General features: G+C 55.7%; 20 protein-coding genes. 5 read left to right on the plus strand and 15 right to left on the minus strand.

The window, feature by feature from the left end; all coding sequences use genetic code 11:
• Positions 1–39: 39 nt before the first annotated feature.
• Together MIB40_RS01770 and MIB40_RS01775 are read right to left on the minus strand one after the other, a co-directional pair.
• Positions 40–1,773: a thiamine pyrophosphate-binding protein gene (locus MIB40_RS01770; protein WP_249690074.1), complete on the minus strand. Its 1,734-nt coding sequence runs from the start codon at positions 1,771–1,773 to the stop codon at positions 40–42.
• A 25-nt stretch (positions 1,774–1,798) separates the two neighbouring features.
• The gene (locus MIB40_RS01775; RefSeq protein WP_249690076.1) at positions 1,799–3,406 is read right to left on the minus strand and encodes an FAD-binding dehydrogenase; all 1,608 of its coding nucleotides are present in this window, start codon (positions 3,404–3,406) and stop codon (positions 1,799–1,801) included.
• Between the two features lie 85 nt (positions 3,407–3,491).
• On the opposite strand from MIB40_RS01775, the gene MIB40_RS19705 reads away from it, so the two are divergent.
• Positions 3,492–4,439 (plus strand): response regulator transcription factor, encoded by a 948-nt coding sequence (locus tag MIB40_RS19705; protein WP_249690078.1) that lies wholly within the window; start codon positions 3,492–3,494, stop codon positions 4,437–4,439.
• Positions 4,440–4,448: 9 nt separating this feature from the next.
• Here the strand turns inward: MIB40_RS19705 and MIB40_RS01785 are convergent, their stop codons facing one another.
• The gene (locus MIB40_RS01785; protein WP_249690080.1) at positions 4,449–5,087 is read right to left on the minus strand and encodes a peroxiredoxin-like family protein; all 639 of its coding nucleotides are present in this window, start codon (positions 5,085–5,087) and stop codon (positions 4,449–4,451) included.
• A 143-nt stretch (positions 5,088–5,230) separates the two neighbouring features.
• On the opposite strand from MIB40_RS01785, the gene MIB40_RS01790 reads away from it, so the two are divergent.
• Positions 5,231–5,812 (plus strand): TetR/AcrR family transcriptional regulator, encoded by a 582-nt coding sequence (locus tag MIB40_RS01790; RefSeq protein WP_249690082.1) that lies wholly within the window; start codon positions 5,231–5,233, stop codon positions 5,810–5,812.
• Here MIB40_RS01790 and MIB40_RS01795 read toward each other — a convergent pair.
• The 3 genes from MIB40_RS01795 to MIB40_RS01805 form a co-directional block, all read right to left on the minus strand.
• Positions 5,802–7,715 (minus strand): ATP-binding cassette domain-containing protein, encoded by a 1,914-nt coding sequence (locus tag MIB40_RS01795; protein ID WP_249690084.1) that lies wholly within the window; start codon positions 7,713–7,715, stop codon positions 5,802–5,804. The genes MIB40_RS01790 and MIB40_RS01795 overlap by 11 nt on opposite strands.
• 76 nt (positions 7,716–7,791) lie before the next feature.
• A complete protein-coding gene (locus tag MIB40_RS01800; protein ID WP_249690086.1) occupies positions 7,792–8,553 on the minus strand; it encodes a hypothetical protein in 762 nt (253 codons plus the stop codon).
• Between the two features lie 125 nt (positions 8,554–8,678).
• Positions 8,679–9,377, minus strand: coding sequence for a nucleotide-binding protein (locus tag MIB40_RS01805; RefSeq protein WP_249690088.1), 699 nt, complete (start codon positions 9,375–9,377; stop codon positions 8,679–8,681).
• A 190-nt stretch (positions 9,378–9,567) separates the two neighbouring features.
• Between MIB40_RS01805 and MIB40_RS01810 the strand changes: the two genes are divergently transcribed.
• A complete protein-coding gene (locus MIB40_RS01810) occupies positions 9,568–10,254 on the plus strand; it encodes an FKBP-type peptidyl-prolyl cis-trans isomerase (protein ID WP_249690089.1) in 687 nt (228 codons plus the stop codon).
• A 120-nt stretch (positions 10,255–10,374) separates the two neighbouring features.
• On the opposite strand, the gene MIB40_RS01815 is transcribed toward MIB40_RS01810, so the two are convergent.
• The 3 genes from MIB40_RS01815 to MIB40_RS01825 all read right to left on the minus strand — a co-directional run bounded on the left by MIB40_RS01815 (position 10,375) and on the right by MIB40_RS01825 (position 12,598).
• Entirely contained in the window at positions 10,375–11,388 is a 1,014-nt protein-coding gene (locus tag MIB40_RS01815) for a WD40 repeat domain-containing protein (RefSeq protein ID WP_249690091.1), read from the minus strand.
• A 64-nt stretch (positions 11,389–11,452) separates the two neighbouring features.
• Positions 11,453–11,938 carry a sigma D regulator gene (rsd, locus tag MIB40_RS01820; protein ID WP_249690093.1) on the minus strand — a complete coding sequence of 162 codons (486 nt, stop codon included), beginning with the start codon at positions 11,936–11,938 and terminating at the stop codon, positions 11,453–11,455.
• Positions 11,939–12,085: 147 nt separating this feature from the next.
• On the minus strand, positions 12,086–12,598 hold the full coding sequence (locus MIB40_RS01825; protein WP_249690095.1) for a disulfide bond formation protein B: 513 nt from the start codon (positions 12,596–12,598) through the stop codon (positions 12,086–12,088).
• A 174-nt stretch (positions 12,599–12,772) separates the two neighbouring features.
• Between MIB40_RS01825 and MIB40_RS01830 the strand changes: the two genes are divergently transcribed.
• Positions 12,773–13,180, plus strand: a complete 408-nt coding sequence (locus tag MIB40_RS01830; RefSeq protein ID WP_249690097.1) for a flagellar basal body-associated FliL family protein — start codon at positions 12,773–12,775, stop codon at positions 13,178–13,180.
• Between the two features lie 4 nt (positions 13,181–13,184).
• Here MIB40_RS01830 and MIB40_RS01835 read toward each other — a convergent pair whose 3' ends face one another.
• The 6 genes from MIB40_RS01835 to hslO all read right to left on the minus strand — a co-directional run bounded on the left by MIB40_RS01835 (position 13,185) and on the right by hslO (position 20,967).
• Complete coding sequence (locus MIB40_RS01835; RefSeq protein WP_249690099.1) at positions 13,185–13,772, minus strand: acyl carrier protein phosphodiesterase; 588 nt, start codon at positions 13,770–13,772, stop codon at positions 13,185–13,187.
• Between the two features lie 12 nt (positions 13,773–13,784).
• Entirely contained in the window at positions 13,785–15,356 is a 1,572-nt protein-coding gene (gene gshA / locus MIB40_RS01840; RefSeq protein ID WP_249690101.1) for a glutamate--cysteine ligase, read from the minus strand.
• A 53-nt stretch (positions 15,357–15,409) separates the two neighbouring features.
• Positions 15,410–15,847 (minus strand): PaaI family thioesterase, encoded by a 438-nt coding sequence (locus tag MIB40_RS01845; protein WP_249690103.1) that lies wholly within the window; start codon positions 15,845–15,847, stop codon positions 15,410–15,412.
• A gap of 65 nt (positions 15,848–15,912) precedes the next feature.
• A complete protein-coding gene (locus tag MIB40_RS01850) occupies positions 15,913–18,237 on the minus strand; it encodes a Tex family protein (RefSeq protein WP_249690105.1) in 2,325 nt (774 codons plus the stop codon).
• An 82-nt stretch (positions 18,238–18,319) separates the two neighbouring features.
• Positions 18,320–19,873, minus strand: a complete 1,554-nt coding sequence (locus MIB40_RS01855; RefSeq protein ID WP_249690107.1) for a phosphoenolpyruvate carboxykinase — start codon at positions 19,871–19,873, stop codon at positions 18,320–18,322.
• A gap of 215 nt (positions 19,874–20,088) precedes the next feature.
• The gene (gene hslO, locus MIB40_RS01860) at positions 20,089–20,967 is read right to left on the minus strand and encodes an Hsp33 family molecular chaperone HslO (protein WP_249690108.1); all 879 of its coding nucleotides are present in this window, start codon (positions 20,965–20,967) and stop codon (positions 20,089–20,091) included.
• 242 nt (positions 20,968–21,209) lie between these two features.
• Here hslO and MIB40_RS01865 point away from each other — a divergent pair, with 242 nt between their 5' ends.
• Complete coding sequence (locus MIB40_RS01865) at positions 21,210–22,208, plus strand: efflux RND transporter periplasmic adaptor subunit (protein WP_249690194.1); 999 nt, start codon at positions 21,210–21,212, stop codon at positions 22,206–22,208.
• Position 22,209 lies beyond the last annotated feature (1 nt).

Genomic DNA, 22,209 nt, shown 5'->3' on the forward strand with positions numbered 1-22,209 from the left:
CGATGCGTTGCTGTGCTCCTGACTGATCTTCTTGTGCGACTACCCCGTAATTTTACGCCATAGTGCGCGGCTGATCATTCGCACCTTGGTATTGAGCGGCATCCGTTTCAGGTTGGTGCTGACCGCTCCGCTGGTGAAGCAGGTCGATTTGCTGTAATCCACCCGCACATCGAGAATAACGGGGTGCCCCTGGCTGCAAAGGTTCAGGGCTTCTTGCAGGGCAGAGTCGATACTATCGTTGTTGTCGAGGGCTACATATTCCACGCCAGTGGCCTGGGCCACGCCGGCGATATTGAGCCCGGTCAGCAAGGTACAGGTCTTGCGGTTATAGGGAATCTGCTGGGCCTGGGCTATCTGGGACAACTCGCCATCATTGAACACCACATAGAGCGCAGCCGCTCCCAGTGAGTTTGCGGTCACTAACTCCATGCAGGTCATCATAAAAGCGCCATCGCCGATAATGCCAACGACCTGTTGTTCGGGATTGGCCAGTTTGGTGGCGGTGGTGGCCGGTACGGCATAGCCCATGCAGTTGAAGTCGGTCGGTGAGATAAAGTGCCCCACCTGGTTAATTGGCATCAGTTCGGCGGTCAGGAAGGTGTGGTTACCATCGTCGGCGACCACCCAGGCATCGTCCGATAACTGTTGGCGCAGACCTTTGAAAAAGCGGGCAGGATTGACGCGATCACCACTGTCGTGGGCATACCACTCTTCCAGGAATGCCTGTTTACTGCTGGCGATGGTTTGACTTAACTCTGGGCTGTGGGTTTTCGCTTCCAGGGCTTCCAGCTTTTCACGCAGGCGCGCCAGAATCTCGGTAGCATCACCCTCAAGAGCAACCGTGGCCGGGAAGTTGTTGTTCAGTACCGCCGGATTGATATCGATATGCACCAGTTGTTCCGGCACAGGCATCCCGAAACTGCCGGTGGCAATCTCGCCAAAGCGGGTGCCGACGGCCAGCAAGCAGTCGCAGTCGGCGAAGGCTTGTTGTGACGCGGGAACGGCGTGGGGGCCAAAACTCATGCCGGTATGTAATGGGTGGTTGGCAGGAAACACACTCAGCCCTTGCAAGGTGGTGCAGACCGGAGCGTTCAGCCGTTCGGCAATGGCGATGCTGTGTTCGCTGGCGGCCATGGCGCCCCAGCCGAGAAACAGTCCTGGCTTTTTGGCCTGATGCAGTAACTGGGCGGCGCGCTCCAGTGCGGCATCGTCAACCTTTGGCGTATCTAGCGGCGCGGGCTCGAAGTCGGGAAGCTCATTCACCTCGCCGAGATCGAGCTGGATATTCACGGGTATTTCGACAAACACGGGTCCGGGTTCGCCGCGGGTGGCCACACGATAGGCTTCATACAGGGTGGGAATGACCTCGGCGTGAGAAGCCACTTTCCAGGTACCCTTGGTAATGGGGGCCAACAGGCTGTGTTGATCCATATCGTGCAGCTGGTACCGGTAGTCGGAATCGCTGCGAATGCCGCCGGCGATCACCAGCATGGGAATGCCATCGAGAAAGGCTTCACCGATACCACTGGCAGCATGGGTGACCCCTGCTGCAGGAACGATCAGCATGGTGCCGATACTCTCGGAGGTTCGGCTGATGGCGTCGGCCATAAAGGCGCCGCCGCCCTCGTGAGTGACCAATACTGGAGTCACCTGTTCCGACTTGTTGAGTTCATCGTAGAGCTCGGTGTTGTGTACACCGGGAATACCGAAAGTATGGCTTACACCAATTTGTTCGAGGGCGTAACGAGCGAGCCAGGCACCAGATTTTTTCATTGTTGTTGTCCGTCTGTGTTTGCAGTTAGGGGTTAAGGGTAATGTGCTGAGCGGCGTTGCGCGCGGTCAGAATGCAGCCCGAGAGAAAGGTTCCTTCCAGGGAGCGAAAGCCGCTGGCGCCGCCGCCACCGAAACCGGCCGCTTCGCCAACGGCGAACAGGCCGGGAATGGGCTGTCCGCTGGCGTCCAGTACACGACTTTGCAGATCGGTTTGAATCCCGCCCAGGCTTTTACGGCTGACCAGGCGAAGTTTCATAGCGATCAGTGGGCCGCCTCCAGATCCGCGTATAGGCTTCGGCTGACAGGTCCGAATCCGGTCTGGACGCCACTTGCGAGCATGCTCGATACGCCGCAGCTGGTCGTCGTTAAACAGGGCCTTGCCGCGACGGATGCGTTGGTCATACTGCTCCAGCATCCGATCGAGCCGGGTGGCGTCAATGTAGGGTTGGTCGGTCAGGTTGTTCATCTGCGCTGCCAGCTCGTCGATGTTCTCGGCGACCAGGAAATGGTCGCTCTCGCGTTGCATTTGACGAACCAGTCGATGGTTACCCAACAGGGTTTCCTTAAGAAAGGAAACCAGCTTACGGTCCCGAATATGGATGTTGTGTTCGCTGCCGGAAATAGCAAGCTCTCGCGCCGCAATGCGCCAGTTACACAGCTGCCAGGTCCAGGGCTTCTGTTGTTGACTCACCTGTTGGCACAGATAGTTGGTATCGAACCCGGTCACCAGAGGCTCGGGGCCAATGCGTTCGCCACGGTGGTTCAGCCAGAGGGCGGATTTGCAGGGAATCAGGCTCAGGCCATGGCCCGGGAAGTGGGGCTTCGGATGAGGAATGCCGGCGGCGTAGTTCCACATATTATCCAGGTGGGTCAGGCGACCGCCAAGCTGATCGATCTGGTCGTGCACATGGCCGTCGGCAAAGGGGTGCGCCCCATTGAGAATCTCTGACGGGGGCTGGCCCCAGGGTCGATGCCAGTTCTGTTTTACCCGTTCGATATTGCCGTTGATCCCGCCTGTGGCGACCACAAGCTGTTCGGCATCGACCTGGAACCCACTGCCATCCTGTTCATCGATGCCCTCACAACCCCGTTGTTGAGCGTCGCAAATCAGGTCGGAGGCTCGATGGCGGTGCAATAGGCGCAATTGGCGTGCGTTAGGGTGGTTTTTTAGTTTGGCGATCAATACTTCCACCAGATGCCAGCCGGTACCCCAAAGCACGTGGTAGCGAGGCACTGAATTACCGGGAACATAGAGACCCCGTTCGACCCAGTTGACTGCCGGGAAAAACTTCAGGCCTTGTGTGCGAAGCCAGTGGTAGATCTGTTCCAGGGAGTTTTCGGTGTAATGGCGGGCCCAGGCTTTGGGCCAGTGATCGTCTTTATCGAAGCGGGCAAAGCTGTGCCAGTCACTTAGCGCCAGTTCCGGCGAGTCGGCTATTTTCATGCGCCGCTGTTCTGGTGTGTTAACCAGAGCCATGCCTCCGAAGGCCCAACGTGCCAGTCCGCCCAAGCGTTCCGGAGTGTCCCGGTCGATCAAAATGATCGGTTGGTTGCGGTCCAGTAGTTCCAGTGCGGTAACAATACCCGCAACACCACCGCCGATGATCAGGGTGTGACATTGATAAGAGGACATAGTAATCGCCCGTTATTGTTTGACTTCATTCTGTGACAGACTGAGCGTCGCTGCGATAGTAAAAATAGCCTAACGGGGGGATGCAGTGACAGAAACCAGCATTGATCTACTTATCGGACGCCTCTACCGTGCGACCTCCCGGGTGGAGCTGGATCGCTACCGGCGTTGGGCTCTGGAACAGCTACGGGAGCTGGTTGCCTTCGATGGCGCTATCTGGAGCAGTGGTCATGCCAGCACCATGAGCTTTTATAACCACACGCTGATGGGTGTTCCCGCTGAGCTGGTGGATGAACTGCTCCGCTTGCGGGATATCAATCCGTTGACCAATGCCCTCATCAGCCACCCCGGTGAGCCAGTGGATATGGCCGAGGTGATCGATGATAAGGCGTTTTATCAGTCCCCCATCTACCATGAGTGTTTTGAGCCCCATGGCATCCAGCGCATTCTCAGCTCGCTGCATCTGGACCAGCGCAGTGGCCTGATCACCCTGCTGACGCTCTATCGTTTTTCCCGGGACAAGCCCTTTAGCGAGACCGATAAGCAGGTGCAGCGACGCATGCTCTATCACCTGTTAAGTGCCGCTTCGCACAACTGCCTGTTGCACCTCGATCGGCATCAGCCCGCCAACCCGGACAGTGTCACCGCTCTTTGTGATCGTCACGGTATCTACCATGAGGTTCAGCAGGATTTTATCGATTGTATGGAGCATTGCTTTCCCGGCAAGACTTCCAGCCGATTACCCTTTGATATCGAGCAGGGACAAGGCGTGTTGGAGGAGTTGGGCTATAGCCTGCAACAGGAGGCCATCGGAGATCTGTACTGTATCGATGTCTGGCCCCGGGGACCAATGGATCAGTTAACCCTGCGCGAGCGGCAGGTGGTTGAGGCGATCTGCCGTGGCCAGACCTTCAAAGCCACGGCGCGCCAACTGGGACTTTCACCCTCGACAGTATCGAATCATCTCTATCGTATTTACCAGAAGCTGGGGGTAACCAGCCGCAATGAGCTGGCTACCCTGGTGGTTGATCGATAAGGATGATGATCAGATGGCGTCAACCAACTGCTGAGGCTCCACGCGTTGGGTATAATCCGCGTTAACGAAGGCGTAAGTCACATTGCCGTCGCTGTTGATCACGTAGCTGGCGGGAACGGGCAGTTTGAAACTGTCTTCGCCGTTATGTGCGACCACATCAATGCCGAACTTGTCGTAAATACCACGGATAGACTCCGGCAGTTCGAACACCAGGCCAAACTGTTCCGCGACCTGATTGCCCTGATCGCTCAGAATCTCGAATTCCAGGGCATTTTTTTCCGCCGTAGAGAGCGAACTGTCCGGGGTTTGTGGTGAGATGGCTACCAGTTGCGCTCCTTTGGCCTTGATCTCCGGCAGGGCGGCTTGCAGGGCACCCAGTTCAAAGTTGCAGTAAGGGCACCAGCCGCCGCGGTAGAAATTGAGCACTACAGGACCTTGCTTGAGCAGGTCATAGAGACGTACCGACTGGCCATTGGCATTAGGCAGGTTGATGTCGGGCACTGAATCACCGACGGCCAGAGCCTGGGCTTCGATGCCGGTGGCAACCAGATCCCGGGTGGCGCCGTTCATGATCTCCAGAAGTTCGGCGGGGACTTTCTGTTTTTTCTGGACTTCGTAGGCAGCAATCTGTTCGGTTAAGGTGGTCATCGATGGGCTCCAGATTTTCAGAGTAAAGGGGAAATAATTGTTTTTGAGTGATCGTTCAATCATACTCTAACCATTATTGATCGAATACTCAAATACTCTGGTATACACTTGGGTTCTTATTTGATGAGTGAGGTGAGCGGAAAATGGCCCGTCCAATAGAGTTCGACCGTGATCAGGTACTGGATAAGGCAATGGCCTGTTTCTGGCAAAGTGGCTACGAAGCCACTTCCATTTCTGATCTTGTGGAAGCGACTCAGCTCAAGCCCGGCAGCCTTTACGCGGCTTTCACCAACAAGCAAAACCTGTTTCTCCTGACCCTGGAACGCTATGCAGGGCAAAGCCTTACTCGTATCGAAGAGCGTTTTACCCAGGCCTCTGATGCGCTCAGTGGTATCGAGTCGTTTTTAGGGCATATGGGCCAGGATTGCAGTAATGATCGGGAAGGACGGGGCTGCCTGCTGGTCAATAGTTTGCTCGAGTTTGCTTCCGCTGACCCTAAGGTGCACCAGCAGATTCGAGTGTATCTGGACCGTGTGGAAGTGTTGTTACGTCAACAAGTGCAGCGTGCCATCGATACCGGGCAATTGGCTTCCGGCCGCAGTGCGGCGCAACGCGCGGCCTTCCTGCTGACCGGTATCTGGGGTATGCGGGTAATGAGTGCCCGACAGCCTGAGCCGGAAAGCTATCAATGCATTACCGAGCAGTTGCTGGCCGCTATTCGCTAGCAAAACCCGCTTGCAGGGTTTCTATCTGCTCCTGCAATTCCATCCATTGTTCTTCACAGCGTTCGCATTGTTCGCGATTGCTGGCTTGCAGGGCCAGGGTTTCCTTGAGATTTTCCCGCTGCCCTTCTTCGTATAAAGTGCTATCGGAAAGTTGCTGCTCGATTTGTTCGCTTTGTTGATGCAGGCTGTCGAGCTGCTTCTCCAGCTTTTGTAATTGATTGCGCAAAGGGCTCAATAGCTTTCGCTGTTCGGCCTGGCGGCGTTTCAACTCTTTCCGGTCGACAGGCGCTGCGTTTGTGCTATCTGCGGTGGCCTCAGCTTTATCCTCAAGGCGACGTTGGCGTGCCAGCCAATCCGAATACTGGTCCAGGTCTTCGTCGTAGGGCTGGGCGCAACCATCGCTGACCAGCCAGAGTTCATCCGTAGTGTTACGGATCAGATGACGGTCGTGGGAAACTAGCACCATAGCCCCCTGATGTTCCTGTAAGGCCAGTGTGAGAGCGTGTCGCATTTCCAGATCGAGGTGGTTGGTGGGCTCATCGAGCAGCAACAGATTGGGTTTTTGCCAGGCAATAATGGCCAATGCCAGACGGGCTTTTTCTCCGCCCGAAAAGTGGCGAATAACATCGCTGGCCTGATCTCCGCGAAAGTTAAACCCGCCCAGAAAATCTCGTAATTGCTGCTCGCGGGCGTCGGGAGATATACGCTGCAGATGGAGCAATGGGCTGGCATTATCATCGAGGCTATCAATCTGGTGTTGGGCAAAGTAACCGATACGCAGATGTTCACCGCAACTGCGCTCGCCTGCCATAACGGCTAGCTGTCCCGCCAGCGATTTGATCAGGGTCGATTTTCCTGCGCCGTTGGGGCCCAGCAAGCCAATGGCACTGCCGGGATGAATGCTCAGGTTTACATTTTTCACAATGGCTCCATCGCCATAACCCAATGCAGCCCGATCCAGGGTGATTAACGTGGAAGAGATTTTATCGGCTGGAGGGAAGATAAAACTGAAGGGTGAGTCAACATGAGCTGGCGCAATCTCCTCCATTCGGGCCAGGGCTTTGATCCGGCTCTGAGCCTGCCGGGCTTTGGTTGCCTTGGCGCGGAAGCGACGAATATAACTTTCTATATGGGCACGTTGCTGTTGCTGTTTCTCGAAGCTGGCTTGCTGTTGAGACAACTGTTCCGCTCGCAGTTTCTCAAACGCACTGTAGTTGCCACGGTAAAAATTAATCCGCTGGCGTTCGATATGAGCGATCTGGTCGGTTACGGCATCGAGAAAATCCCGGTCGTGAGAAATCACCAGCAAGGTGCCGGGGTATTGTTTGAGCCATTGCTCGAGCCACAAGATAGCATCGAGATCGAGGTGGTTGGTTGGTTCATCGAGCAACAGTAACTGTGAACGACACATCAGGGTACGCGCCAGGTTCAGGCGCATCCGCCAGCCCCCGGAAAATTCCCGTACATTGCGTGCCAGATCGTCGTTGGTGAAACCGAGTCCGCTGAGTAGCTTGCTAGCGCGGGTTTTTGCGTTGTAGCCATCGATAGCAGACAGTTGTTCGTGCAGCGGGGCAATACGATCATCCCGATGTTGTTGTTCTGCTTCCGCCAGTTGTTGTTCGATCGCCCTGAGTGGTTTATCTCCATCAATGACATAATCGATGGCACTTCTCTCCAGAGCAACGATCTCCTGTGCCATATGAGCGATATCGTCCGGAGACGGCACGGACAAGTCACCGCTGTCGAGGTGCAGCTCACCTTGCAATAACGCAAACAATGAAGACTTGCCGCAGCCATTGGCGCCAACCAGACCAACGTGTTGACCGTGGTGGATGGTGAGCGATGCTTCCTCCAGCAAGGGTTTACCACCCCGAAGCAGTTCTGCATTTTGCAATCGAATCATGATATGCGCTCTCTGGCGAAATAAGGCATCAATAAAAAAGGGGCTATCGCCCCTTTTTGTTATGACTCCGGATAACTCAGGCGTCGGTCTTGGGGTCAAATACCTGTCGGCTTTCGACTGCGACATCGGCTTCCGCTGGCTTTTCAGAGGAAACCGCTGCAGGTGCCGGCGATACTGTCACAGGCTTTGTTGCCTTCTTTTTGCTGGCGGCTTGCTTGGCCTGTTTCGCGGCAGCTTTTGCTTCCCGTTCAGCTTGCTTGCGAGCCTTTTCGGCTTCCCGTTTTTTCTTGGCCTGCTCGCGTTTACGAGCCGCTTCCGCCTTGGCTTTTGCCTTGGCTTTTTTCTCTAGTGCTTTTTGCTCGTCGGCCTTCTGCTTGGCGAAAGACTTTTCGAACTTCTCCGCAGCGGCTTTTTGTGCAGTGAAATAGGCTTGCTCGGTTTTTGCTGCAGCCAGGTTGTTTTTGGCTTCGACAAGCAATTCGGCAGCCGTCACTAATTCCGCACGTAGCTGTTCGGTTGCTTGTTTGGCATTGGCCAGTTGTTTAACCGTGGCGGCGGTTTTTTTGGTGCGATTCTTGGCGGCAACCTGCTTTTGTTTTTCTTGGCTCTTAACCAGTTTTTGCTTCAGGCGATCCCGAGCAACGTTGGTTTTAGCCAGGTCTTTTTCAGCGTCGCTGAGTTTTTTAGCCCGGGCCTTGTCGAGTTGCAGATTCAACTTGTCGATCTGTTTTTGCAGGTTGGCAATCGGATCGACAGCTTTGGGGGAAACTGCTTTTTTGACGGCTTTGGTTTTTGTGCTGACTTTGGTTTTAGCTCGGGTAGTTTTGCGAACGGCCATTACTGCTCCTGGAACGGTTGAAATCTGACCTGCGCATTATACGTTTTGGATCGGCAATATCCAGTCTGGGCCATGATGTAAATGTTGTTCTGAAAGGCAGCAATTAGGGTTTTTAAAAACTGAACCTAGCCCGCTTGTTGTCGGGAATGGGCGAGTTGCTCAATCCAGGCGATTAACGGTTGCCAGTTTTCACAGTCGCGTTGAATTTTTCGCCCGCGTAATTCATGCACACCTTCACCGTTTTCGGAAGCGGCGACGTAGTTTTGCGTGTCACGTAAGGTGGTCAAATAGGGAATCGACAGGCAGTTCAGGAAGGCCTTTAATTTTTCCTGGCTGATCGTGTTGTGCCGAACCCGATTGGCCACCACACAAATGCGTCCGGGTCGCTGTAAATGCTCCGGAGTTAACATTAATGTTTTAATAAATGAGGCGGCGGCTCGAATATCGATGGAAGAGGGGAGTACGGGTACCAGAATCAAGTCGGCCTGGCGAATCAGGGGGCGAAGGTCCGCTTCTTTAATGGCGGCCGGTGAATCGATGACGACCTTATGGCATTCGTCAGGAAGCCTGAGCTGCCAGCTGCGTGTCTGGTTGACGCTGTGGGGGCGGCAAGCATCGATGCCTCGAATAGCGGGTAAGGTATCGGAGCGTTGTTTTAGCCAGAGTTGGCTGGAACCCTGAGGATCCTGATCGTAAAGTACAACCGATTCTCCCTGGCTGGCAAAGTAAGCGGCCAGATTGGTGGCAATGGTGGTTTTACCGCTGCCACCCTTGGCATTGGCTATGAGTATTCTCAGCGGAGATTGATTCTTGTAGCTTTGCATTGATAGTCCAGATCCGTTGGGAATATGCGTGCGCCCCTACCTACTAGTATGGGTCATTCTGATGAAACTGGGTAGAGGGGAACCAACGCGCCATTTTAGAGACAAAGATTTGCGTTCACTATGTATTTAGTCAATCATGCTTGCCTCTTTTAAGAGTACCCTACCTCTAATAACTAATGGATATTTCTTCATGAAACTCAGAAGCCTTGTTGCAGCTATTGCGTTAACCTCCGGTGTTTCCGGTCTGGCGATGGCCGCTGAACTTTCCACTGATGAACAGAAGCTTAGTTACAGCCTGGGCGCTGTAATGGGTGAGCGTTTGACCGCTGACTTCGACAGCCTCGATGTTGAAGCCTTATCTCAGGGCATCAAAGACGCTATGGCCGGGGGCGATATGGCGCTGACCCGCGAGCAGATGATTGCAGCGATCCAGCAAGCTCAGCAACAGGCTCAGGAACGTGCACAGCAATTGCAGCAAGAGATGGCTCAAAAGAATCTGGACGCGGGCAATGAGTTCCTGGCTGAAAACGGCAAAAAAGACGGTATCACGACTACCGAATCTGGCCTGCAGTATAAGGTTATGACCAAAGGTGAAGGTGCTATGCCTGAGGCCGGCAGTCAGGTCACCGTTCATTATGAAGGTCGACTGCTCGATGGCACGGTGTTCGATAGTTCCTACGAGCGTGGTGAAACCACACAGTTTGGTGTTAATCAGGTGATACCAGGTTGGACCGAAGCTCTGCAATTGATGCCTAAGGGATCGACCTGGGAAGTCTATATTCCGTCCCAGTTGGCTTACGGTCCAGGGGGCATTCCTGGCAAAATTGGTCCTAACGAAGTGCTGGTTTTCAAAGTCGAGTTGGTTGACTTTGAATAATCACTCGGTCGTGTGACCACTAAAAAAGAGGCTTTAGAGCCTCTTTTTTTATGCCGGGACTCAAGTGCCGTGTCGAGGTAAAACCCCAGGCGACAGTGACGATAGAAAGAAGCGGCTTACCTAGAGTCCCAGCTGATAACTGAGGCCGTTTGAACCCAGTGCTCTAACCTTATTGCTAGCGGAATCCCTGGCCAGCGCCATGACCGATACCCCGGTGGGTTGCCACCAGCCACGTTTGGACAGTTGCCAGCGGTGGCTGATATTGCCGCTGGGGATATCAAACAGAAACACTTCGCCACTGGCAGTGCCAAGCAGTAGCTGGTCATCCTGATCGCTAAAGCGAGCGCTGGTATAGGTGCTGCCGCGGCTCATCAGGTCATAGTACTGGTTGAGTTCGTGGACCGGGTCTCCGGTGTTGATATCCCAGATGACGGCTCGGCCGCTTTGGGCCGCCGTCAGGGCGTAGCGACCGTTGGGCGATAGGGCCACGGTGACCAGCTTGTTTCCCAGATCCCAATCCTGAAGCAAACGACCGGTGTTGGTATCCCAGAGTTTGGCGCTGTAGTCATCGGAACCACTGATGGCCAGATTGCCGTCCGGGGTGATATCGACGCTATTGACGATATCCTTGTGCAGCAAGGTGGTCAGGATACCGCCCTCGCGAATGTTGAATAACACCACGCGATTATCTCGCAGGCCGAGCAGGGCCAGCTGGCCTCGTTCGGTCAGCGCCAGATCACGGATCTCGCCGGGGGCACGCCAGAACCCCAGGGATTCGCCGGCCTCGATGGACCACAGAACGATGGTCTGCTGCCCGTCCGCAGTGGCGGCAACGGTGCCGTCTTTGGCGATGTCGCTGGCAACAATTTCGCTGGCCTCTCCGGCCTTATGATTCCAGTTGTAGAGGCGTTCGCCCTGATTCAGATTCCACAGGCTGCCGCCGTGCAGGACACTACCAATCAGGGCCTGTTCGCCCTGGGCGGACAGCGCAGCGCTGTATAGCCCCTGTACCGCCACTTCCTGATTGTGTTCCTCTGATGTGAAGCCGCAACCCGCAAGGCTGAGCGCGCTGACAATCAGAAGATGTTTGGCATTGAGAGGGGTACGTAGTGTCTGGAGCGAGTTGGCGGGCATCAACAATCCCTGTGGTTGATGGTGTCGCCCGCCTCGGCGAGCGACAAATCCGGAGAGGAATCGACTAGGAAGCAACCAGCTCGCGATGAGCATCGTGCAACGATTCGATGAGTTGATCTTCCAGACCAAAGCGTTCTTCCAGGACTTCTCCAATTTGGGACAGTTCCTCGGCCAGTTCGGACGCCTGCTTTTCGCAATGTTCTGCCGATTCGTATCGATCGTTAAACGTCACACACAGCTGGGTAATCTGCTCGATGCGAGGATAGATGCGTTCCAGCAGGCGAATACCAGCGTCGTCGTTAAACTCTCTGGCCTCGGCGGCTAACTGCTCATAGACTTCAAAATGCCCGGCCGATGTGTAGTCGAGAAGTATCTGGCAAAAGCGTTGGATGCGAACAGGGGTCGGGGTTGTATCACCTTCGCGAAAGCCGTTCAGGCCATTGATGTCGCAATAGAGGACAATCAGTTGCTGTCGTTCATTGAGCCAACGGTCGATAATTTCGGAGACACCGCCCCAGCGTTCTTTAGCTGATTTGCAACGTTCCAGCATGGTTTTTTCCCTTGGATTCTATGAGATAAAACGGCGGAGGTTGTGCCCCGACGAACTCTTAGAGTATGCGAGCAGACAGAGGGGGGCAAGTGCTAAAACGTCTAATGGTTTGACCCAGGGACTTGACTTGGTGCAATCAGCTGGAGATCAGGAAAAGAGACGTTCCCGCTGACGAGCGCGGAATAACTCGTACAGGGAGAAGAGAGTAAACAGGCTGAAACAGATCAGCGTCCAGGCAGGGATACTAAGGCCCAGAAAAACCCACTGAACCTCGGCGCAGTCTCCGGTGCCGCTGAGCATAAACTCCAGCACTTCGGTCAGAGGAAAGCTTTCCAGCATATAATCCAGCGGCGGAGCACAGGCCGGAACCTCTTCCGGGGGCAGGCTCTGTAGCCAGAGTTGTCTCAGCGATAACGCCACACCCGACCCGGCCGTCAGCAAGCCAATAAAGGCATAGCGTCGGTAACCGGTGCCGCCAGGGTTATGGAGCGCGGCGACGAGGAAGAGGACGCCCAGGGCAATCACTACGATGCGCTGCATAATGCACAGCGGGCAGGGCTCCAGCCCCATCATATGTTCCATGACCAGCGCCGATCCTATGAGGCCCACGCAACCAAGCATTGCCAGCAAAAACAAGATGCGGGAACGAGGGATGCTCATATGGGATTAACTCCTGGTGCGGGCCGACCCTGGCAATTAATTGAAATGAATATGAATCCTAATCGGACCATACTAAAGGCTATATAGGTATTATTCAAAGGGTCTTAGCGTATAGAATAATGGAATTGATAACCTGCCCACCAGGTTTTTACCGTTGCCAAGCCGGAGCTTCTGATGCGATATCTTTTCCGTACCCTGCTGCTACTGATGCCGTTGTTGATGACCTTGCCATCCTGGGCAGAAGAGGAAGGGGATGAGACGAAGAAGGTGGCGTCGCAGTATATAAGCCTCAAACCCTCGTTTGTCGTTAGCCTTGGAACCCGGTCCTACCTTAAAGCCGACGCTTCCCTTCGCGTTCGTGGTGATGAAACAGTAAAGAAGATTGAGCACCATATGCCATTGATCCGGGACAGCCTGGTGTTGCTGTTCAGTTCGCAAGCCTACACCGATGTAGAGGGGGCCGAAGGCCGTGAAGCCTTGCGTAAGACCGCCCTGCAGATGTTACAGCAGACACTGACCGAAGAGACCGGCAAGCCCCTGGTGGATGACCTGTTATTCACCAGCTTTGTCTTACAGCGTTAATGGCTCAGGGGCTGAGGTTGAGCAGATTGCTGGCCCTGATCTGTAATTCGGGATACAGCGCAATAAAGGCTTGTTCGAGTTCTGGGTAAGCGTTTTCGAGTGCAGGGATGGTGTTCAGTAGCGGCGCACCATGACGAAGGCGCTGGGCCGTGCGCTCTATGGCAAGGCTAACGGTTTTCCGATGATAATAACTGTGCAAAATTCGGTGTTGTTGCATGCGCTCGACAAACTGCTGGGCGTTGGCCGGCATCAGATGTTGATGGGTCTGCAAGTCCTGGTAGCAAGCCTCGCAAAAGTGATCGAACGCCTGCTGATAAAACCGACACCAATGGCGTGCCAGAAAATGATCAAACAGGATATCGATGGCAATGCCGCTGTAACGCCGGTGCTGTGTTCCCAACATTAAGCGGCAATGGGTGATGGCGGGGTCGCGGTCGGTGTGGGCATCGATCGCACGGTGTTGTCGAATGCCCACCTCTATGTCGGGGGCGAAGCGCCCTTGCAAAGGCCCTTTAACAAAGTCCCCCAGAAAACCGCCAATACGGTGTTGCTGGCGGCTCCCTGCCAGAGCCAGGTGCGCCAGATAGTTCATGGAGTATAAGGATCAGGTTTGGGCAAAGTACTGCTCGAGGTAGGTTTCGAAATCGACACTATCAGCCTGTTCTATTTGCGCTTTTTCCTCCAGAGATTGCCTGGCTAGCTGTTTCAACTCATTGGCCTTGGTTTCACAGAGTTTACAAGCACTGAAGCTGCTGTGGTGCTTTTGGGCGATTTGGGTACCGAAGTCGATAAAACTCTGTTGATTGTTTTTCAACGCATCCAAAACCTTTGCAGACGGGGTCAGGGATGGGTCTGCAATTTTGGCGTTTTGCGCCGGCAGGCTGTTGCTGTAGCGTTGGGTATCGTTGGCGGTGTCAAGCAGTTTGGCTGCTCCTCCTATCTGAGTCATCAGACGATTTGCCCAGTCGCTTAGAGCTATCGACTCGCCTTGACGCTGCAGTTCAAGTCCCGGACGTCGTCCTTCATTAACCACCCGATTGTAGTTTCGATCCAGTTCGAGGCACTCCTCCTCATCAATATGAGGGCTATCGGCGAGGGCACAGAAAAGCAGGAAGCTGTCGAGGAAATGGGACTGCTCGGCGCTGATTCCCAAAGGCTCGAACGGGTCCAGGTCCAGACAACGTACTTCGATATATTCCACACCGCGAGCGGCCAGGGCACAAATGGGTTTCTCGCCAGATTGGGTGACGCGCTTGGGTCGAATATTGCTGTAGTACTCATTTTCAATTTGCAGCAAATTGGTGTTGAGCTGCAAGTAGTTCCCCTCGTCGTCGCGTACGCCAATCTGTTGATAGGGTTCATAGGGGGTGCTGATGGCCTGACGCAAGGTTTGCAAGTAAGTGTCGAGGCCATTGAAGCAGATGTTCAGGCTGGCCTGGGCATCGCTCTGATAACCCAGATCACTCATGCGCAAAGAGGTCGCCCAGGGTAAATAAAGGGTGTCGCCATCGAGTTGTTCGAGATCGTGTGGACGACCTTCCAGAAAGCTTTTGCTCAGCGCCGGAGAAGCACCAAACAGGTAGACCAGCAGCCAGCTGTAACGCCGAAAATTTCGGATCAGACGGAAGTAGCCTCGGGATTGAAACGCCTGCAGAGACCCCTGATCGCCGCGTTCCTGTTGCAGGAGTTGCCAGAACCCTTCGGGCAGCGAAAAGTTGTAATGAATGCCGGCAATGGTCTGCATGGCCTTGTTGTAGCGACTGGCCAAACCCTCCCGATAGACCGATTTCATGGTGCCGACATTGGAATCACCGTATTGGGCAACCGGAATCATGGCATCGCCTTCGAGAATGCAGGGCATGCTGTTCACCCATAGCATCTCGTTCCCCATATGCTTGTAGGTGTAGCAATGCAGTTGGCGTAAATGCTCCAGGGCATCTTCGACCTGTTCGTAAACCGGCGTAATAAATTCCAGCAGGGCTTCGGAGTAGTCGGTGGTGATACTGGGGTGGGTCAGGGTGGCGCCCAGCTCGATGGGATGCGGTGTCTGTGCCAGATTCGCGTTGGGGGTTGTCCGCAGGCTCTCTTTTTCGATGCCATGAAGAATGTGCGTAAGTTGCTCGCGGGCAGCCGGTTGGCTGAAGAGCTGCAAAATCTGCTGCGATAGCTGGGGCAAGGGAATAATCCTCGTGGCTGGTCTGGATAGTAGGGGAGCGAATGAGTACTGGGCTATGTCTTGTCGGCAGGCCGCAGGTCTTTTGGCGTGATCAGGGCAAAGGTCGCGCTGGCTTTGGCGATCAGCAAACCCTCTTGTTCAAGTCGCGCCTCGAGCACCGCCGTGCGCGAACCCAGGTGCAACACTTCACTGAAGCAATCCACCGTACCCTCGTGGAGTGGGCGGGTGAAGTTGATCTTGCTTTCCAGAGTGGCGGTGGACAGTCCTTCCGGCGTCTGGGAAAACAGGGCAACCCCCATGGCGGCATCTGCCAGGGAGAACAAGGCTCCGCCATGGGTGACGCCATTAAAATTGCGGGTATGGTCGGCAGTGCTCAATTGCAGGTGAGCGGTACCCTCGCCGACACTGCAATAGCGAATGCCCAGATGCTGACTGTAAGGGCTACCGGCGATCTTGCCGCTCTCCAGTTGCTGTCGCATTTTTGCGCTCACTCGAACCACTCCTGTTGGTTGATGCGCCCATCATACGATCAGGACGCATCAGTGCACAGCCCCCTTTAACGCTTTTTCAACGGTTTGGCGTTCGCGAACAGCTGGGCGAAAGTGCCCTTGTCACCGGCGGCGGGCTTCGATGAATGACTTTGACGCGATGGGCGTTGCTGGTTACCCCGAGGGCGATCGCCACTCGATTTGTGCTCGCTGCGTGCACCGGCTTCGTCGTCGAGTCGCATGGACAGGCCGATGCGCTTGCGCGGTACGTCCACTTCCATCACCTTGACCTTGACGATATCCCCCGCCTTGACCACTTCACGGGGGTCTTTGACAAACTGGTGAGACAGGGCGGAGATGTGTACCAGACCGTCCTGATGAACGCCGATATCGACAAAGGCACCGAAGTTGGTGACGTTGGTCACGGTACCTTCCAGCACCATGGCCTCGCGCAGGTCCGAGATTTTCTCGACCCCGTCCTGGAACTGGGCGGTCTTGAACTCGGGGCGAGGATCGCGTCCCGGCTTATCCAGTTCCTGAATAATATCGGTGACGGTGGGCAAGCCAAAGCGATCGTCGACAAATGCCTGGGCTTTCAGGCCGCGCAGGAAGGTGCTGTCGCCAATCAGGCCGCGTACTTCACGGCTGTGTTGTTTGGCGATGGTTTCCACCAATGGGTAGGTTTCCGGGTGCACTGCGGATGTATCGAGGGGGTTGTCACCATTGGCGATACGCAGGAAGCCTGCGGCTTGCTCGAAGGTCTTGGCACCAAAGCGAGAAACCTCTTTCAAGGCGGCACGGCTCTTGAAAGGACCATTCTGGTCGCGGAAATCGACAATGTTGTTGGCCAGGGTCTGGTTCAGTCCCGATACTCTTGCCAGCAAGGGCGCTGAGGCGGTGTTTACTTCCACGCCGACGGCGTTTACGCAGTCTTCCACCACGGCATCGAGGGAACGGGCCAGCTGGCTCTGGGACACGTCGTGCTGGTATTGCCCCACGCCGATCGATTTGGGATCGAGTTTCACCAGTTCTGCCAGTGGGTCCTGCAGGCGGCGGGCGATCGAGATTGCGCCGCGAATGGTGACATCGAGATCGGGGAACTCCCGTGCGGCAAATTCCGACGCGGAATAAATGGAGGCGCCAGCTTCGTTGACCATCACTTTCTGTACGTTCAGCTCGGGATGGGACTTAAGCATATCGCCGACGAACTTGTCGGTCTCACGGCTGGCGGTGCCGTTGCCAATCGCAATCAGGGCTACGTCGTACTTTTTGCACATGGCGACCAAAACGGCCTCGGCTTCGGCGATGCGCTTCTGCGGTGGTGTGGGGAAGATGGCTCCGTGGTCCAGCACCTTGCCGGTAGCATCCACCACGGCGACTTTGACTCCGGTACGCAGACCCGGGTCGAGACCGATGGTGGCCCGTTGTCCAGCCGGTGCGGCGAGCAGCAGGTCTTTAAGGTTGCTGGCAAAGACCTTGATCGCTTCCTCTTCGGCGGCGTCACGCACTTCTCCTAGCAGGTCTGTTTCCAGATGCGTCAGGAGTTTCACTCGCCAGGTCCAGCGTACCACTTCCCGCAGCCAGCGATCGGCGGCGCGGCCCTGATCGTCAATCTGCCAATGCTCGGCCACCATCTGTTCGCAAGGGTGGCTTGCGTTGCGATCCCCTTCGGTGCCCATGGTCAGGTCAACGCTGAGGATGCCTTCGTTGCGGCCGCGAAAGATGGCCAGTGCACGGTGCGAGGGAATGCCCTTGAGGAACTCATCGTGTTCGAAGTAGTCCTGGAACTTGGCGCCTTCGGTTTCCTTGCCGGGTACCAAGCGGGCACTGACGGTGGCTTCCTGCTTGAGGAACTGGCGGAGTTTGCCCAGCAATTCGGCGTCTTCCGAAAAGCGCTCCATAAGAATCTGTTTGGCACCATCGAGAGCGGCTTTGCTGTCGTCGATTTTAGCCTCGGTATTGAGATAGTCGCTGGCGGTGCTTTCCGGATCGAGGCTGGGATCGGCCATCAAGGCATCGGCCAGGGGCTCCAGCCCAGCTTCACGGGCAATCTGCGCCTTGGTGCGGCGCTTGGGCTTATAGGGCAGATAGAGATCTTCCAGACGATTCTTGGTATCCGCCGCGTTGATCTCGGCTTCCAGTTGCGGGCTCAGCTTTTCCTGTTCACCGATGCTCTTGAGAATAGCCGCTCGGCGCTCTTCCAGTTCACGCAGGTAGCGCAGGCGATCTTCCAGGGTACGCAGTTGGCTGTCGTCCAGTTCGCCGGTGACCTCCTTACGATAACGGGCGATAAAGGGCACGGTGGCGCCTTCATCGAGCAGTTGGACCGCCGCGTTGACCTGTTGTGGGCGAATGGAAAGTTCTTCGGCGATGCGCTGGTGGATACTTTGCATAGGAGGCTGGGGTTATCCTGAAAATAATGGGTAAACAATCAAAAAAGGGGGCCGAAGCCCCCTTCCCTTCACGGCCGCCGTTTTAGAGTTGCGGACCGGCGTTGACGATCTCCTCGGAGACCTCAAACTTGGTAAAGTTATCGACAAACTGCGTGGCCAGATCGGTCGCAGCCGCTTCATAGGCGGACGGATCAGACCAGGTTTTGCTTGGATTCAGCAGCTGGCTATCGACGCCTTCAACCTGCTTGGGAATCTGCAGGTTGAAGATTGGCAAGGTTTCGGTTTCGGCGTCGACCAGGGCGCCGCTCTGGATGGCCGCAATCACGGCGCGAGTGGTTGGGATGCTGAAACGCTCGCCACCCTTACCGTAGGCACCGCCGGTCCAGCCGGTGTTAACCAGGTATACCTGGCTGCTGAATTCAACCACGCGCTTCATCAGCAGCTCGGCGTAGACGCCTGCAGGACGTGGAAAAAAGGGCGCGCCAAAGCAGGTTGAGAAAGTCGATTTAAGGCCTGGGCCAGCGCCCATCTCGGTCGAGCCGACCAGGGCGGTGTAACCACTCAGGAAGTGATAGGCCGCAGCCTCTTTGGACAGAATAGAAACCGGAGGCAACACGCCGGTCATATCGCAGGTCAGGAAGACAATGGCTTTCGGCTCACCGGCGCGGTTCTCGATAACACGCTTTTCGACGTGCTCCAGCGGGTAGGCGCAGCGGCTGTTTTCGGTCAGGGAAACGTCTTTATAATCGGGCTCGCGGCTGTTCGGGTCGATCATCACGTTTTCGACGATGGCGCCGAAACGGATCGCGTTCCAGATCACGGGCTCGTTCTTCTGGCTCAGGTCGATGCACTTGGCGTAGCAACCGCCTTCGATATTGAAAACGGTGCCCTTGCCCCAGCCGTGCTCGTCATCACCGATCAGGAAGCGACTTTCATCGGCCGACAGGGTGGTCTTGCCAGTGCCGGACAGACCGAAGAACAGGCAGGTTTCGCCGTCTTCACCGACGTTGGCGGAGCAGTGCATCGGCAGTACATCTTTGGCCGGCAGCAGGAAGTTCTGCACCGAGAACATCGCTTTTTTCATTTCGCCGGCGTAACGCATGCCTGCCAGCAAGACTTTGCGGGCGGCGAAGTTGATAATCACGGTGCCGTCGCTGTTGGTGCCATCGCGCTCGGGGTCACAGACGAAATCGGCCACGTTAAGAATTTCCCAGCCCTCTTTGTTGGCGGGGTTAAAGCTTTCAGGGCGGACAAACAGGTTACGGCCAAACAGGTTTTGCCAGGCGGTCGCTGTGGTCATCTTGACCGGCAGGTAATGAGTGGGGTCGGAGCCAACGTGCAACTCCTGCACGAAGGACTCGCGTTCGGCGAGGAAGCTTTCTACGCGGTCCCACAGGGCGTCGAACTTGGCGGCGTCGAAAGGACGGTTGATCGGTCCCCAGTGAATCTGGTCGCTGGTGCTCGGCTCGTCAACGATGAAGCGGTCTTTGGGAGACCGGCCGGTGCGGATACCGGTCTCTACCACCAATGATCCGTTGGCGGCCAGCTTGCCTTCACCCCGTGCAAGTGCCAGCTCTACCAGCTGGGCGGCCGTCAAATTAGTATGCGTGGTGTTGCCACCAATGCCCTGTGTCATGTTACGTATTCCTCGTCGGTCTGAGCCGATGTCTCTGCAGGATTTGGGTCGTTGCCGCCTCTCTCGGGAGGCTTGGGCTGACCGGACCTAAATTTTAGGGCAGGCAATTATGCCAAAAAAAGTGAATCAGTGCGAAGCGGCTTTTGCGATAGCCGCTTGTGGTGCTGCAGGCCCCGGTTTAACTGGCTTGAGTGCTCCAGGTGCGGGTTTAACGGTTAGTGCAGTTGGCCGTCAGGCGGGGAATCAAAGAGTTCTTTCACCTGGGTTTTACTGAAGTGGTACTGTGCGCTACAGAACTGGCAGTCGATCTCGATCACCGGCTGCTCGGTCAAGAGCTTCTCCACCTCGGTTTTACCCAGGCCATAAAGGGCGCGTCCGGTGCGTTCAAAAGAGCAGTTGCAATGGAACTGGACTGCCAGAGGGTCGAACAGTCGCAAGGTTTCTTCGTGGTAGAGACGGTGCAGTAGCTCATCGACCGGCAGCTCCAGCATCTCATCGCGGGACAACGTGTCGGCCAGTTGCACCATGCGATTCCAGTCTTCGCTGGCCTGCTCGTCATTTTTGGCCTGGTCACCGGGCAGGGCCTGCAACAGCAAACCGAAGGCGGTATTGGTGTCGGCCTGCAACCACAATCGCGTGGGCAGTTGCTCGGACTGGGCGAAGTAATGGGCAAAACAGGCTTCCAGGGTTTGTCCGTCAAAGGGAACAATCCCCTGGTAACGCTTGCCCTGTTCCGGGTCGATGGTGATGACTAACTGCCCATCGGGCATCAGCTCGTGCAGGCTTTGCTGCTGCGCTACCTTGTCATCATCAAAGCGGGCCAGAGCACGGAATTGGCGCTTATGGTTGATTTCGACCATCAGCAGGGTCAGGGGGCCGTTGCTGCGCGCCTGCAAGCTGAGGGTACCCTTGAACTTAAGCGTGGCGCTGAGGAGAACCGCGCAAGCGCTGAGTTCTCCGAGCAACTGATGAATAGCCGGAGGGTAATCATGGGCGGCCAGCGCCGAGCGGTAGCTATCGTCCAGACGCACCAGTTCGCCGCGGATGTCGGTGTCGTCGAAGATAAATCGCTGGCTAAGATCGTGATTGCTCATGTATTACCTATACTGTTGAGGATTCCAAGCTCCTCTATATGGGAGCAGTATAGCGTTTTGCAATGCTTGATCGCATCGCGACATGTTATGCCTTCACCCCTGAAGGTCAGGGGACGCTTGAACCACAGGAGCCGGACGGGCCAGGAACCCTTGTGAGCAGGATGCATAGACTGAGCAGGCAGCGAATAACACGATGGACCTCGACACTTCCTTTGAACCTGAGGGGGTGGGTGGTGGTAATAATGCTCTCTGGTGCTGCCACAGTATCCGCCCAGCCCAGCGAGGCGGTAAAAACCATCACTATCGAATCGGCACCGGTTGTGCGCGAACAGCGCAGTATTCCTATTCGAACCAGTGGTCGACTCGCCTATCACACGGAAACCCGGCTTGCATTCAAGACCAGTGGTTTGGTGACCGAGGTGGCAGTGGATGTCGGTGACCGCATCGAAGAGGGTCAGATGCTGGCCGCGCTGGATTTGGCCGAACTTGACGCCCAGTTGTCATCGGCGGCCTCGAATGTTGATCAGGCGACTCGTGACCTGAAACGGCTGAAAGGCCTGTACAAGAAAAATGTTATTCCTCTGCAGCAGCTGGAAAATGCTCAAAATGCTTTCGATGTCGCCCAGTCCACACTCAGTATTACCCGCTTTAATCGTCGCCTGTCGGTGATCAAGGCACCCTTCTCCGGGCGTGTTCTGCAACGCGAAATCGAAGTCAACGAGTTGGTCAATTCCGGCACGCCAGTTTTTGTCGTGGCGGGAGAGCAACAGGGCTGGATTGTGAAAGTGGGTTTGGCCGATCGGGATATCGTCCGGGTGCAGCTGGGTGACCGGGCAGAATTGCGTATGGATCCCTACCCCGATGAGCTGCTCGTCGGGCGGGTGAGTCGTATCGCGGCCGCTGCCGATGCCGCCACAGGAACCTTCGAAGTGGAGATCAGTTTGCCGACGGATGACCGGGAGCTGCGGTCCGGCTTTGTCGTGCGGGTGGATATTCTGCCCAGCAGCACGCCGAAATACTCCTTTATCCCTATCGAGGCGTTGGTGGCCGCCAATGGTCATCTCGGACTGGTGTTCGCCCACGATCGCAAGACCAATAAAGTCAGCGGCCGTACCGTCGACATTGTTGCTCTGGTGGACGATGAGTTGGCGGTGCGGGCTGGACTGGAAGGTGTTGAGCGCGTGGTAACCGAAGGGGCGCCCTATATGAAAGATGGACTGCGTGTGAAAACGGCGCAATAAA

The sequence above is a fragment of the Aestuariirhabdus haliotis genome, assembly GCF_023509475.1.
In the GTDB taxonomy this organism is placed as follows: domain Bacteria; phylum Pseudomonadota; class Gammaproteobacteria; order Pseudomonadales; family Aestuariirhabdaceae; genus Aestuariirhabdus; species Aestuariirhabdus haliotis.

Bases quoted from the DNA above. Each gene is read 5' to 3' on its own strand.
- MIB40_RS01770 (WP_249690074.1), bottom strand. From the start codon at position 1,773: ATGAAAAAATCTGGTGCCTGGCTCGCTCGTTACGCCCTCGAACAAATT.
- MIB40_RS01775 (WP_249690076.1), bottom strand. From the start codon at position 3,406: ATGTCCTCTTATCAATGTCACACCCTGATCATCGGCGGTGGTGTTGCG.
- MIB40_RS01785 (WP_249690080.1), bottom strand. From the start codon at position 5,087: ATGACCACCTTAACCGAACAGATTGCTGCCTACGAAGTCCAGAAAAAA.
- MIB40_RS01790 (WP_249690082.1), top strand. From the start codon at position 5,231: ATGGCCCGTCCAATAGAGTTCGACCGTGATCAGGTACTGGATAAGGCA.
- MIB40_RS01795 (WP_249690084.1), bottom strand. From the start codon at position 7,715: ATGATTCGATTGCAAAATGCAGAACTGCTTCGGGGTGGTAAACCCTTG.
- MIB40_RS01800 (WP_249690086.1), bottom strand. From the start codon at position 8,553: ATGGCCGTTCGCAAAACTACCCGAGCTAAAACCAAAGTCAGCACAAAA.
- MIB40_RS01805 (WP_249690088.1), bottom strand. From the start codon at position 9,377: ATGCAAAGCTACAAGAATCAATCTCCGCTGAGAATACTCATAGCCAAT.
- MIB40_RS01810 (WP_249690089.1), top strand. From the start codon at position 9,568: ATGAAACTCAGAAGCCTTGTTGCAGCTATTGCGTTAACCTCCGGTGTT.
- MIB40_RS01815 (WP_249690091.1), bottom strand. From the start codon at position 11,388: ATGCCCGCCAACTCGCTCCAGACACTACGTACCCCTCTCAATGCCAAA.
- rsd (WP_249690093.1), bottom strand. From the start codon at position 11,938: ATGCTGGAACGTTGCAAATCAGCTAAAGAACGCTGGGGCGGTGTCTCC.
- MIB40_RS01825 (WP_249690095.1), bottom strand. From the start codon at position 12,598: ATGAGCATCCCTCGTTCCCGCATCTTGTTTTTGCTGGCAATGCTTGGT.
- MIB40_RS01830 (WP_249690097.1), top strand. From the start codon at position 12,773: ATGCGATATCTTTTCCGTACCCTGCTGCTACTGATGCCGTTGTTGATG.
- MIB40_RS01835 (WP_249690099.1), bottom strand. From the start codon at position 13,772: ATGAACTATCTGGCGCACCTGGCTCTGGCAGGGAGCCGCCAGCAACAC.
- MIB40_RS01850 (WP_249690105.1), bottom strand. From the start codon at position 18,237: ATGCAAAGTATCCACCAGCGCATCGCCGAAGAACTTTCCATTCGCCCA.
- MIB40_RS01855 (WP_249690107.1), bottom strand. From the start codon at position 19,873: ATGACACAGGGCATTGGTGGCAACACCACGCATACTAATTTGACGGCC.
- hslO (WP_249690108.1), bottom strand. From the start codon at position 20,967: ATGAGCAATCACGATCTTAGCCAGCGATTTATCTTCGACGACACCGAC.
- MIB40_RS01865 (WP_249690194.1), top strand. From the start codon at position 21,210: ATGCTCTCTGGTGCTGCCACAGTATCCGCCCAGCCCAGCGAGGCGGTA.